This is a genomic window from Prevotella heparinolytica (assembly GCF_004342845.1).
GTDB classification, from domain to species: domain Bacteria; phylum Bacteroidota; class Bacteroidia; order Bacteroidales; family Bacteroidaceae; genus Bacteroides; species Bacteroides heparinolyticus.
This window is the reverse complement of record NZ_SLXB01000021.1, coordinates 64,061-77,840: the sequence shown is the minus strand read 5'-3', so window position 1 is coordinate 77,840 and position 13,780 is coordinate 64,061. Positions and strand designations below refer to the sequence as shown.

At 48.0% G+C, this 13,780-nt stretch carries 6 protein-coding genes; all 6 read right to left on the bottom strand.

All coding sequences use genetic code 11. The annotated features are described in order from the left end of the window. Positions 1-214: 214 nt before the first annotated feature. A complete protein-coding gene (gene meaB / locus EV202_RS10925; RefSeq protein WP_131927088.1) occupies positions 215-1,318 on the bottom strand; it encodes a methylmalonyl Co-A mutase-associated GTPase MeaB in 1,104 nt (367 codons plus the stop codon). A 32-nt stretch (positions 1,319-1,350) separates the two neighbouring features. Continuing rightward, positions 1,351-2,418 carry a DUF1573 domain-containing protein gene (locus tag EV202_RS10920; RefSeq protein ID WP_131927087.1) on the bottom strand — a complete coding sequence of 356 codons (1,068 nt, stop codon included), beginning with the start codon at positions 2,416-2,418 and terminating at the stop codon, positions 1,351-1,353. 66 nt (positions 2,419-2,484) lie between these two features. Continuing rightward, positions 2,485-8,316, bottom strand: coding sequence for an alpha-2-macroglobulin family protein (locus EV202_RS10915; RefSeq protein WP_394364521.1), 5,832 nt, complete (start codon positions 8,314-8,316; stop codon positions 2,485-2,487). A gap of 1,471 nt (positions 8,317-9,787) precedes the next feature. Next, a complete protein-coding gene (locus EV202_RS10910) occupies positions 9,788-11,245 on the bottom strand; it encodes an aminoacyl-histidine dipeptidase (RefSeq protein WP_131927085.1) in 1,458 nt (485 codons plus the stop codon). A gap of 250 nt (positions 11,246-11,495) precedes the next feature. After that, positions 11,496-12,659, bottom strand: a complete 1,164-nt coding sequence (locus EV202_RS10905; RefSeq protein WP_131927084.1) for a Gfo/Idh/MocA family protein — start codon at positions 12,657-12,659, stop codon at positions 11,496-11,498. A gap of 277 nt (positions 12,660-12,936) precedes the next feature. Next, on the bottom strand, positions 12,937-13,749 hold the full coding sequence (gene nagB / locus EV202_RS10900; RefSeq protein WP_106042570.1) for a glucosamine-6-phosphate deaminase: 813 nt from the start codon (positions 13,747-13,749) through the stop codon (positions 12,937-12,939). Positions 13,750-13,780: the final 31 nt, after the last annotated feature.

Genomic DNA, 13,780 nt, shown 5'->3' with positions numbered 1-13,780 from the left:
CAGCTCAAAGATAACCAAAAGGGCTGATACTTCACTCACGAAGTACCAGCCCTAAATCTTATACACTAGAAAATGTTTTAGCGGACAGCAATGATATTATATATGAAACGCGGATGATGCGACTTTATTAGGTTCGCATCATCCGCGCTTCTTATAATCATGTGCGACTTGTCGGTGACTACCACACAGACACGCACCAACTTTTCAGCGTCTTTCAGCTCTTCAAGCCGTCAAAATAGGTATCCAGCAGATTCTTGGCCGCCACAAAAGAAGTAAGGTTTCCTTGCAGCACTTGCCCTTCTTTCTCTTCCAACATCTTTTGAATCTGCGGATTGTGGTAGAAGCTGTCGCGCAACTGTTCGTTGATGGTCTCGTACATCCAATACTTACTCTGCTCATTACGGCGATACTCAAAATAGCCGTTTTCTTTCACAAAGTCGATATACTTATAGACCATGTCCCACACTTCCTTTACACCGAGATTATAGAAACCGGAATAAGTCAGTACTTGAGGCTTCCAGCCACTCTCCGGGGCAGGGAACAGATGCAATGCATTGCGGAATTGTGTCGCGGCCAGTTTGGCCCGTTCCAGATTATCGCCATCGGCTTTATTAATGACAATACCGTCGGCCATCTCCATGATGCCACGCTTGATGCCCTGCAATTCGTCGCCCGTACCGGCCAACTGTATCAGCAGGAAGAAATCGACCATGGAGTGCACGGCCGTTTCACTTTGTCCCACACCCACCGTCTCTACAAATATTTTATCGAAACCGGTCGCTTCGCAAAGCACGATTGTCTCACGCGTCTTGCGCGCCACACCGCCCAACGAACCTGCTGACGGGCTGGGGCGAATAAAAGAGTTGGGATGAACAGAGAGTTGCTCCATGCGGGTCTTGTCGCCAAGAATACTTCCTTTGCTCCGTTCGCTACTGGGGTCGATGGCCAAAACGGCCAATTTTCCGCCATACTTCTCCAACACATGCACACCAAATACATCAATAGAGGTACTTTTGCCTGCTCCCGGCACACCACTGATGCCTATACGGACGGAATTGCCCGAATAAGGCAAACACTTCTCTATCACTTCCTGCGCCACGACCTGATGGTCCGGCTTCACACTTTCTACCAGTGTCACCGCCTGACTGAGTACCGTAACATCACCTTTCACAATACCTTCCACAAAATCGGCCACGGACAGTTCCCGTCTTTTCCGTTTCGGACGATTCTTCAAATAAGGATTGACAGACGATGGCTGCTCAATGCCAGCATTGACAATCAAGCCTTTATATACTTCATTATTTTCAGGATGCTCCATAACTACAATGTATTAATGTGAATGATTACCGACTATCTCTCGATATTGATTTCCACTTTGGGCTGTAGCGGGTCGTTTGTTATCATCAGCAAGCGTAAGTGACGCCGCTTTTTACCGATATTTTTTTTCTCTACCGTTACCCGCAGACGGGTAGTCTCGCCCGGTTGCAATACGCTTTTCTTCAAGTTGGCCCCTACTGCAGGATGAAACACCTGAAGTTTGCTGATTTGCAAAGGAGAACGCCCGCCATTTGTAATCGTTATGTCATGCCATGCTTTCGATTTTTTAGCTAACGCCGCACTCAAGTCTATGTTCTTCGTAGAAAGACGCATGACCGGAGCATTTGCCTTCTCAGTTTCCGTCATTCCCGAGAAGTCCGGTACAAGAATGGCCGAAACGGGTATCTCATTCTCATCCCCCACTTTGTCACCGGAGAAGCGGGAAAGATAAACAGAGGTCTGAGTCAATCCGAAGTCAGCCAGTCTCTCCGAATTCAATGTAAGGGTAATGACGCCTTTCTCTCCCTTTTGCAGCACACCGGGTTCTGCCTCCATTTGCAAATAAGTAGGCAGGTGCATCAGCACCGGTTCATAGGGTCGGTCGGAAAGATTGACCACCCCTATATGGATTACCGGATGCTCTCCGTATTGAATGTCGGGAAATTCAAGACTGTTCTTGTCAATACGTATCTGGCCGATAAGGTATGGATGTGACCGGGTGAAATCCTTTACTTCCCTCACCACTTCACCACTAAAATGCAGATAAGCCACATTGGGGTGTGCATTGCTATAGATTGTTACCGACTTCTGAAAATGTCCCAAAGCCTTGGCATCGAAAGTCACGTTGACTGTTCCTTTTTCTCCCGGGGCAATGGGCGTCTGCGTCCACTGCGCCACAGTACAGGCACAATCAGGTTCTACCTCCGTAAGCACCAACGGAGCATCACCCGTATTGGTTATGATATATTGTACGGTCGCAGGATGTTTCCATTCTATCTGACCGAAACTATACATCTCGGTATTAGAGGTGAAACGGGGTTGAGCCACAGCAGCCAATGCCACGACAGAAATAAGATATAAGGCAGTTAAGATACGTTTCATTTATATCGTTTCTAAATTAGAGCAACAAAAATAAGAGTTTTCGATGAGAATGACAAACTTTCATTCTCACTCTATATTTATTATTCCCCCCGTTGAATGTGAAGCATATTCCGGCGCATAAAGACATTGCATGGTGGCCAATCCGGTTTCGTACACTCCGCCGCGAGCTATACGGTAGCTATGCTCCAACACATATACTCCCTTGGTCAAGCGGTCGAAGAAGAAATTGGTTGCGGCATCTTCCACCTCTACATAGTAGCCGAAGCCATTTCCCCAACGATAGCCGGAGAGTGCACCTATCGGCTCGAAACAAGCACCGCGACTATCTTTTAGATGAACGAAATCCATGACACGGTCCAAGCGGATAACCAAACGAGATACAATTTTATCACCTACTGAAAGATGAGTGGTCTTTGTAACCGGTTGCAAAGATTTGATACCATCAGCAGCGACACGCTCTACATATAGTTTCTTCTCTACATTCAACTCGCCACCATGCTGTTTCACATCGGATATGGGCGAAAGATATTGGGCATAAGCAGCTCCCCAAGCGATTCCTTCATCCCGTTTTTCCACGGTGACAGTCTTCGCTTTTAAAACCGGATTTCCCTGCGTATAAGTCTGTTTGACGTAGCCTAAATCAGGAACTGTGGTCTTTGCGGGCGACCATGTTTCGAGCACTTCATCACCCAAAGTGATACGCACATCGCCACGGTTCTCCAACAAGTTGCTGCCCCGACAGAGCAAAGCATAGACAGCATCGGCGGTAGCTACCGGCGAATCCCATGCAGTGGTCTGCTTCTGCTTCAACAACCACAACTTCATCTCTTCCACCAAAGCGCCGTTACCTCCTGCCCTATTCAACGCTTCCATCACGTCCACATGGGCAGAGACCGGCAACATACCCCAACCGTAAGCTTGCTCATAGAACGCGAAATGCGCCCCTTTCTCATCGGTCTGCACCAGATGCTCTTTCAGAGACGCGATGAATCCGGCCGCTTCGGTCGTACGTCCTGCCGCAATCAAGATAATGGCGGACTGCGCCTTGCGCGCCATCGTTCCGCCCGTAAGATCAGCTCCCACTTTGGAAAGGAAATAACGATATGCCACCTGATTCTCCGTAGGAACTTTCTCACCGCTGAGAGCTATCAGATATAGATAATTCATTGCAGCTTCCGAATTGACAATATATTTCGTTCCGTTCTTCTCTGCCCTGCGAATATCACGATACTCCTCCAAGGCCTGCTTATGCAGATAGGTGAACGCCTGCTTCCTCATGGCACTAACTTCGGAGGGCAGACTATTCTTCGTCAGTAAAGAAAGACGAACAAGCAATTCGGTGATATAGGTAGTCACAAATCTGCTGGTTCTCATTCCCTTACACCAACTCCAGCCACCGTCTCGTCTTTGCAACTCTTTCAGCTTGACAAATGCCGAAGAGTTGCGATTGTTCAGCTGATTTATATCGAACAGAGTAGCGATGCGTGCCTGCCGTTCACTTTCGGCAGTAGCTTCCATCAACCACGGAGATTCGCTGAGCAAGATGTTTTTCACATCCTGATTCTTCTCCAACCGGCTCAGGAAAGTCTCTTTCGTTTCGTCCGACAACCTCCATTTCTCAAACACCGTCTTGATGCGAGGTTGGCTGTTGGCTATAAATCCGGCCAAACTGTTGGCATAATAGGCCGTGGCCCAAGAAATAGCATTGTCATGGTCAGGCAAACTCAATGCCGGCAAAGCCTGCACGGCATACCATGCCGGATTGCCTGTAAACTCTATCGTCAGACGACGATTGACGGCAGTAAGATTGTTGCGGTTAAAAAGGCTGTCCAACGAGAATGTACGGGTCTCTTCACCACGAACAGGCATGGCGATTGTCTCCGTAAGATATACCTTATTACTCAACACCGGCAACAGATGTTGCTCGCCGTCACTGAATGCACCTCCATCGGCAACAAGGCGCACCCCGAGTAAATCATAACGTTCGGTCACATCGAAAAGATAATCTACTGCAACGGTTCTTCCTGCCTCGACAGAAAACTTACGATGTTGAGCAGAGATGACCTTCTCCGTCATCGGATCAAAAATAGTCAGCGTAGCCGTCCCCTGCACGTTCTTTCCTGTGAGATTGGCAATGGAAGCGGCAATCTTTGTTTTGTCACCCACGCGGACAAAACGGGGCATGTTCGGCGTCAGCATGAATTCTTTGGAGGTGACCGCCGTAGCCTCCATCATCCCGGTCATCATGTCTTTGGTATGAGAGTAACCACGGAAGTTCCAGCGCGTAAGACTCTGCGGCATGGTGAACGCAAATGCCACTTCGCCTTGCTCGTTGGTGCGCAGTTGGGGATAGAAGAAAGCTGTTTCGGCAAAGTTAGTACGCAGTCCGGAAACCGGTTGCAGAGATTGCCCGTCATTCTCGTCAGCCTTCCCATCAGCGGAGGCAACCTCTTCCATGTCTTGCACTTCCGCTTCGACATAAGCCAACTCAACAGATTCCGACACAACTTTTTCTTGAAGTACGACTCCGCCATTCATCGCTTTTGTCCGCATTCCTGAGGCCGATATACCTCTTCGAGGACGGCCATACCCTATAGCCATCATCTCTTCCCGCGCCACATCGGGAGTAAAGAAGCGGTCGAACATCCATACCGGAACCGGACGGCTCTTCATCGGAAAATAAATAGAAAAACAGAGGGTTTCATGATAGCTTGTTTTGCGGTGAGCTGCATGGATTTTACTTGAATAATACACCCCTAATAACTGGTTGCGCTTATAAATTTTGTCCAATGAGGCGTCATACATCATAGCCAACATCTCGGCTGCGGCAGGCATACCTTGAGGAGTCTTTATAACCAACTTCCACTCCTCCTCCTGACCGGGACGCAAGCGATCACGGAACACTTCCCACTTCATGTCGAGTTTCCGTTCGACTTGCCGCTTACTCAAATAAACCAGTCGGTTATACATCTCGCCGTTCTTCACAAGATTGAACAGCAAAGTGATACCCTCGCCATAGCGTGCTTCATAGGGATATTCCATACGTACAATGGTATCGTTCAGTTGCAAGACCTTGCTCTCAATACGCTTGCCTTCGCAGAAGGCATCCATCAGTACATAGGCATCCCGACAGGAGGTTCCCAAAAGAAAGGCAGCCGGATGTTGCGCATCGAACTCCAGATTCTCCTTATGATAGAAAAGCGGGGCTGCCTCAATCGGACGTGTATCTTTTTTTGAGAATAGCGCAACACGGTATTTAAAAGATTTCTCGCAATACTCTTTACCATCCAAACTGTCGCAGACAGAAAGTTCCAGACTATAATGACCCGAAGGAAGGTTACCCCATCGCGAAAAGTCCTGAAGCCGATTGGCCATAAACTCACCTTCCATCACAGGACGTTCGGCCGTGATCTTTCCATTTACCGGATTGAGGGGATAAAGACGATAAGTACCTTTCACATCCAAAGGCACATTGTTGCGGTTATTCACACTGAACGTGAAATGCAGGCTGTCTTCCTTACATATATATTCGGGCAGACCGACATGAAACTGATAAGCTTCAGGAGCTACCTCCAGATGATATCCGGCAGTCTGCGTTTCACCGGCTTCGTCCGCCACGGTTACTTCTACATGGTAATTGGAATAATTACCATACAGGTCACGGCGACCGGAAGGAGCTTCCAAAACCAGAGGTATGGAAAAATCACCGTCGGCACTCAGCATGATGGTGTCTGCCGATAACTTTTCCTCCGAACGTCCCGGTCCCCATAAACTGCGGGTCACCCTATATGCCAACGGCACATTCTGCACGGTCATGCCGTTAAACGACTTCACGTTACCCGTCAACCGTACCGTTTTTCCATACCGATAGGCTTCGGTCACCGGATTAACAGTAATCTCGAACGTGGGACGTTTGTATTCTTCCACCCTGAAAGAAACTGAAGAAAGAAGAGAGCGAACCTGCACACTGAACACACCATTCAGACAAGCAGTGGGAAGTACGAACTCCGTCGTGAAAGAGCCGAAATCATTTGTAAGCAACTTTCGGGAAGCGAGTTCTTTCTGATTCACATCCAACAGCACCAATTCATACTCTCTACCCTCCAACACACGGGCACAAACACTGTCATCATTTTGTTCATAAGCCACCCCTTTTACGTATACGATTTGTCCGGGACGATAAATAGAGCGGTCGGTGAGTAAAGTCATTCGCTCCCACTTCTCATTGTATCGGTTGCTGCTCGGCTGATACAGATAGATGCTCTGCGGCCTCATCGCCCTGTCGTTGCCCTTGCGTGCCACATAGCTTTCTATCCCCTCCTGCCAAGGGAGTATACCTTTTCCGTCGGCACCGGTCACCAGCTCCTTCAGCAGTTTGCGATCTTCCCCGTAGCGCGAATCATAGAAACTTACTTTCGTTCCGGCAATCGGGTGTCCGGTAGAAGCATCCAGTGTGGCAAATTCCATACGCCCGTCTCCCAACGAAAGTGTCAGTACTTTGAAACGGGTAGTCACCATGAACCTCTCTTCCGCCTCTATATTATCGGCATCGGGCACCAAGCGGACAATATACACCCCTGTTTCTTGCGGCATCGTAACGGAGAAAAGCGTGTCCGAAGCCAGATAAGGCACATCTTCGGGCAGTTTATTCTTCTTGGGCAACGGCTGTAAATCGAAATGAGTGGAAGAGAGTTTGCGCGCCTGCTTGATATAGGTGTTTATTTTCATGTTGCGCTCCATTCGAGGCACTTCCGGAAAAGCAGTAGCATATACATTCAAGGTAAATCCTTTCAGGTTGCGGTAGTTGACATTCATCTTCACTGTTTCACCGGGATAAACGCTTTCCGGAAGAGTTACGCCCAATGCGGGCTGCAATATACCTTCCCGAATATTCTTCAACTCGTTGATGCGCTTGTAGGACGGATAACGCTTCAGTCCTTCATCGCATGCTTTCAAGGCTTCGGCCACGCTGCGGCCATTCGTTCCGGTACGCAGATATGCCGCCTTCTTGATATATGCCTCTGCACAGACTTCGCGATTGCCAAACTCCCTAATCAAATCATCCAATGCCCTGACAGCTGTTTCAGGCTCTTGTTCTTCCGGCATCCGCGTAACTCCACTATACGAGTTACCCTCCACTTTCCAGCTCCAATAATCCAGCGAGCAAAGCACCACGGCATCTTCCATGCCTGTCCGATGACGGTAGGCGTTTATCATATTCGCATACACGGCATGGATGCGCGCCTGCATCAGGCTGTCCACATCGAAACCGCTCCAATCCCCATAGACCGATATGGCACGGTTCGAAAGCAAATGGTAGAGGTCGTGCCGATAGAAACGACTGCCGTCTTCTTGTATAATAAAAGGTATGTATGCATCCGCCGAAGCTTCCAGCAAACGGAGAGAGTCCTGCAAAGAGGCGATGGCATGTTCATCTATTTTATTCAGAAACTGCGTCGTGCTCCACTCGCGCACATCATCGGGCGCTTTCTCCTCTTCCAGCAACGTCCTGTTCCGCAAAGCATATCGGTTGTTCCTCATCAGGCCGGCGTACTCATATGCAAGCAACGAATGCAAGATGGACTTGTTCACCAAGTTCTTCTCCGTCCGCACCCACTGTTCCATATATTTCAGGTTGGCATACAGGCTGTCCGGAGTTAGCTCTTCTTGATACTTCTCCCTACATACATACGCCTTCAGCATCTGGGGAGCATTTTGTTCCTCTCTCCCTTTCCGATAAATTTCATCGGTCAGCTTCACCACTGTTTGCGGCAAACTCTTCTCTTGTGCTTTTTTTACTTGCTTCCACAGTTCGTCATAAGTCTGAGCATGCAATGCAGACAGTCCCAACGTAAGCAGCAATAATAAGATGCTACATTCTTTCAGTCTCTTTCCCATATTCATTTTCTATGTTAGTCTTTGTAATTAACAAAGGAAACAAATAAAAACCAAACAATTGCACTTTTACAGATAAAAAATCTTATTCCGGCTCAGAGAGTATTTTGTTTCAACTTCAAAAAAAAGGATGAGGTTAATATCTCCTATACACTCCATTCCCGAATAGGTTTCATACAATGCACCTAAATTTTGTTGGAATCCGCACTAACCAACACTTCTTACACCAAAATCATCTTAATGCAAACCAATATAAATCAAGACAACGATGCCTGCTCGAAATTCTTTGTTCCCGCGTTTCGGATATTTGTTCGCACCGTGCGTTCGTTTGTCCGCACACTGCGTTTTTCTGTTCGCGCCTTGCGAACAGAAAACGTTCCGTGTATCGCACATCTTTATCACGTTCATCAATCAACTTTTCTATCTATGTAGAACAACTTCACTCTATAGACCCACCTCCGCATGATTGCAGCACGCCCTGCATCGGACAGCAGTCCATACTGCCTCTTCTCTTATCAGGGGCAAAGTGAGCCTGTTGCCAAAGAAGCCCATAGGCTTTATTACTGAAAGAACATTCATGGCAAGACTGTTTATAAACCAATCTCCTGAATAAAAAAGGGATGCACTTTTGTAAAGTGCACCCCCATCTTATAATAAACACACATGATGATATGCTTACATCTGAAGACTATAATAGCGCATAGCCTCCATCCAGTTCTTACCGGCCACGGCAAGGACATGCTTTACTGAGTTAACAACCTTTTTTGCCATAATTCTAAGAGTTTCGGAAACAGTTCTGATTCCATATTGATGAATCTCAAAACCATTTCTCAATTAATACCTGTTTTTGGATTCTTTCCATATCCCGGAACAAGAGGTTTCTCCTCTTATTTATTGATGGTATAGCCCATCATCAACATTTCATTCCGGCCCACTTCGGCAAGAATGCGCTTAAGTGTACTCATTACTTTTTTCATAACCTTAAAAAATTAAACTAATACCTGAAAACTTTCTTTAACTATCTATTATTCCTACTAAACCTTTCTTGTTATCCTATATAATTTGTAGAAAAACATGTTTTACAACACAAAAGTAGAGTCTTTTTGGATATCTACAAATAGAAAACGCAGAAAAAACATGTTTTACAACACATTTCTTGATGCATATCAAAAAGTAACAAGCTCAAACAAGAAGTATGGCCGCAAAAACAAAGAAACCGTCACTTGAACAACTGCTGCGCTGCAACTAACAAATGTCTCTTTCTCGTAGTCTATTTTGAGTTACTAAATTCTATACGAATGTACAGATTAAAAAGGTAATAGATGGTTTCTGTTTGTTACCGATAACACCGCGAAATGTATCTTTATCCGGACTGGCTCATACTGACCTCCTCTAAAAAAAGAGAATGAGTCAGAGCCGGAAAAAGAAAGGCATGCCGTAACAGCATGCCTTTCTTCGTTTTCTAACTTCCTTTTTACTTCTCCGGTGTCTGCGCCAAAGTAGCCACCAAGAAATCATAGAATTTTGCGACCGTAGGAATATAGACACGCTCGTCGGGAGAGTGAGGCGAACGCAAAGTGGGTCCAAAAGAAATCATATCCAGTCCCGGACAGTTGGCACCTATGATGCCGCATTCCAGTCCTGCATGAATCACTTTCACTGCCGGTTCCACTCCGAATTGCTGCTTGTAAGATAGCTTCATGGCATGCAGAATAGGAGAATCCACATTGGGCTGCCATCCGGAATACCCGCCACTCAGCACCACCTTCATGCCTGCCATGGAGAAACAAGCCGTCAGGCTGTCCGCCAAAAAATCTTTCATCGTGTCGCACGAGCTGCGTGCCAGAATGCGTACCTCGGCTTTTCCTCCGCCAATGAGTACGATAGCCAGATTGGAAGAAGTCTCCACTGTGTCGGGCACCGTAGGAATCATACGCATCACCCCGTTCTGACAAGCCATCAACACATTGAGCATGTTGTCCTGAATCTCTTCGGGGACGATTGCGGCAGGCATCTCCATTTCTTCTATCTTCAGTATGATGCCACTCTCTATGGGTGTATATTCTGCATTGAGCTGCTCTTCATATTCCTTGATATACTCTTCCAGTCCGTCTATGTCTTCGGGGTTAAAAGTCAGCACGGCATGCGCCTCGCGCGGAATGGCATTGCGCATGTTGCCTCCTTCGAAGCTTGCCAGCCGGCAATCAAATTCAATCAACAAGTCGTGCACGATGCGGGCCAACAGTTTATTGGCGTTACCGCGTCCCTGATTGATTTCCAGCCCGGAGTGACCTCCACGCAATCCCTTCAACGTTATCTTACGGGCTACGAAACCTTCAATGGAAGCTTCTTCTTTATATTCCAACGAAGCGGTGATGTCGATACCGCCGGCACAACCTATGTACAACTCGCCTTCGTCCTCCGAGTCGAGGTTCAGCAGGATTTCACCTTTCAACGTACCCGGTTTCAGACCGAAAGCGCCATACATACCCGTCTCCTCGTCTTTCGTAATCAGCACTTCCAGCGGACCATGTTTCAAGTCATCGGCTTCGAGCACCGCCATGGCGGCAGCCACGCCCAAACCGTTGTCGGCTCCCAGCGTAGTACCTTTGGCCTTCACCCAATCACCGTCGATATAGGTTTCGATAGGGTCTTTCGTAAAATCATGAACAGTATCGTTATTCTTTTGCGGCACCATATCCATGTGTGCTTGCAGAATGACGCCCTTGCGATTCTCCATACCCGGAGTGGCGGGCTTGCGAATAATGACATTGCCCACCTCGTCGACAAAGGATTCCAGACCCAACCCTTTGCCGAAGCTTATCAGGAATTCGGTAATCTTTTCCATGTGTCCTGACGGACGGGGGATGCGTGTCAGCGAATAAAAATGCTTCCACACGTTCTGTGGAGCAAGCTGTAAGATTGTACTCATAATCATATTAAGTTGGTTTTCGCAAATATAACGGTAATATTTCTGTTTCGCAAATGTTCTATTACTCATTTTGCATCGGCAAAATATTGCGACCGGGCGCCTGACACATATCATTTTGAAAGCCACTTCATATAATACAATCAGGTAATTCTAGAACAAAGATGTAAAAATGTCACAATGCGGATAAGCTGCCAAGTAACGAATATACTACTGAAGCAAGCGACCTCACCTTCCGTCAGCTTGCGTAGATTCAAAAGTGAAGATTCAGGAAGTCGGGAATATCGACGCGCTCTCCACCACGCCGGGCTGATATTTGCGTCAGTTCAGCCAGACACGACCATTCTGCTGCATCATAAACATCGATGTCGAGGGGCAACCCATGGCGCAAGCAGTATATCAGCCGGCAATCCATGGCATAGTTCATCTCGTTGGGCACACCGCGCTCACTCCCCTCACGCCATAAGTCGGCAGCAGGGCCGCGCATGTATTTGCGCAAGAAAGCCTCCGCGACTTCCCCCTCGAACAAATCGCTCTCGTGCTGCACCTGCGCAAGGGGATATTTGCGGGCAAAGCCTTCCGTACCGCATACAGCCTGAATACGTGAATAGGGACGAGGGGTGGTGCCATCAAACTGCAAGAGTACAGTCACTCCACGCTCGGTGGTGAGCAGCGTCGTGTTGCCATGCCCCAAGAGGCTTTCCGCACCCGCAGCTTGTCCCGTGACCGAGACCAAATGGCTGAACCTGTCACCGCGGTGAATACCCAACAACTGTGCTATCGGCCCTATGCCATGCGTGGGATATGGGTTGCCTCCATGCCAACAGCTCGTTTTGTACCAAGTCTGCGCACCGTGACTTCCCTCCGAGAAACGATTTCTCCAATCGTGGATATAGGCTCCCTCGCAATGCGTAATCGTGCCGAAAAATCCGGCATCGCGAAGCTCCAATGCGGCAAGCGAAAACCAGTCGTAACAACAGTTTTCCGTCATGAAACAATGCCGGCGGGTTGCTTCGGCAGTACGCACCAGTTCAAAGCACTCTTCCACCGTGGTGGCGGCCGGCACTTCAACGGCTACATGCTTTCCACAACGCATCGCCTCCACCGCCATCCGGGCATGACTGCTCCAATCGGTGCAGATATAAATCAAATCAAGATCATCGCGGCGGCACATCTCTTGCCAAGCCGTTTCCCCGTAAAAACACAAAGCTTCGGAACGCCCGCTCGTTCGTAACAACGCATTGGCTTCCTCGAAAGAAGAGTCGTCCAAATTGGCAAGGCAGCGCATTTCAGCCCCTTCCACAAAAGTATAACGACGCAAGGTTTGCAGACCGCGTTGTCCCAAACCAATCAAACCGATGCGCACCACGTCTATCGGTTCGCACCGCAAGCCCAAAGCCGGAGGAGAAATCATCATATTTTTATCGGGTTTCACGAAAGCGAAAAAATCACATACGCCTCCACTTCCATAAGACGTGCAAAGTTAATGGAAATGTGCCGTATCACCGACAAACTCCGCAAGTTTTTTTGTTTATCGGTTCTCTCAAAAAGCATGATATATATGAGTTCAAAATAAGAAAATCTCTTTTTAAATAAGATACTTAATCAGACGCGCATTCCGCAAACAAAAAAAGCGCAACCCGTTCTACATCGAACGAATTGCGCCATATAATAAAGCGACAGGAAGAGCCGACTTATTTCAACAGACTTTCCGGTTCCAGATGGTCTGCCTCGATATCCTTGAAGTAGCGGTAAGTGCCCACCTTCAGTTCGTCGGTAGCCGCATCGTCGCAAACGATGATACCCTTTTCGTGCATCTGGAGGGCACTGATGGTCCACATCTGCATAACGGGGCCTTCTACGGCATGATAGAGGGCACGTGCCTTGCCGTGACCGTTGACGATAATCATCACCTCCTTGGCGCTGAGCACTGTGCCCACACCTACGGTAAGCGCAGTCTTGGGCACTTTGTTCACGTCGTTGTCGAAGAAACGCGAGTTGGCGATGATGGTATCGGTAGTCAGCGTCTTCCGGCGGGTGCGCGACGACAGGGAAGAGCCCGGCTCGTTGAAAGCGATGTGTCCGTCGGGTCCGATGCCTCCCATAAAGAGGTCGATGCCGCCGTATGACTTGATTTTTTCTTCATAACGGGCACACTCCTCGTCCAAATCGGCCGCATTGCCGTTCAGGATGTTGGTGTTTTCGAGCAGGATGTCGATGTGGCTGAAGAAATTGTTCCACATAAAAGAGTAGTAGCTTTCGGGGTGTTCCTTAGGCAGCCCCACGTATTCGTCCATATTGAAGGTGACTACGTTGCGGAAAGAAACGATGCCTTTTTTGTTCAGGTCGATCAGTTCTTTGTACATGCCCAAAGGAGAAGAGCCGGTGGGGCATCCCAACACGAAAGGTTTCTCGGGTGTGGGGGCGGCGGCCTTGATTTTTGCAGCCACATAATGTGCCGCCCACTTTGACACGGATTGATAATCCGGTTGAATAATTAGTCTCATTGCGATTGTTTTATTAGGTTAATCAATTTAG

What these genes read in the sequence shown, in the direction of transcription:
- meaB (WP_131927088.1), bottom strand. Translation starts at nt 1,318, where the DNA reads ATGGAGCATCCTGAAAATAATGAAGTATATAAAGGCTTGATTGTCAAT.
- EV202_RS10920 (WP_131927087.1), bottom strand. Translation starts at nt 2,418, where the DNA reads ATGAAACGTATCTTAACTGCCTTATATCTTATTTCTGTCGTGGCATTG.
- EV202_RS10915 (WP_394364521.1), bottom strand. Translation starts at nt 8,316, where the DNA reads ATGGGAAAGAGACTGAAAGAATGTAGCATCTTATTATTGCTGCTTACG.
- EV202_RS10910 (WP_131927085.1), bottom strand. Translation starts at nt 11,245, where the DNA reads ATGAGTACAATCTTACAGCTTGCTCCACAGAACGTGTGGAAGCATTTT.
- EV202_RS10905 (WP_131927084.1), bottom strand. Translation starts at nt 12,659, where the DNA reads ATGATGATTTCTCCTCCGGCTTTGGGCTTGCGGTGCGAACCGATAGAC.
- nagB (WP_106042570.1), bottom strand. Translation starts at nt 13,749, where the DNA reads ATGAGACTAATTATTCAACCGGATTATCAATCCGTGTCAAAGTGGGCG.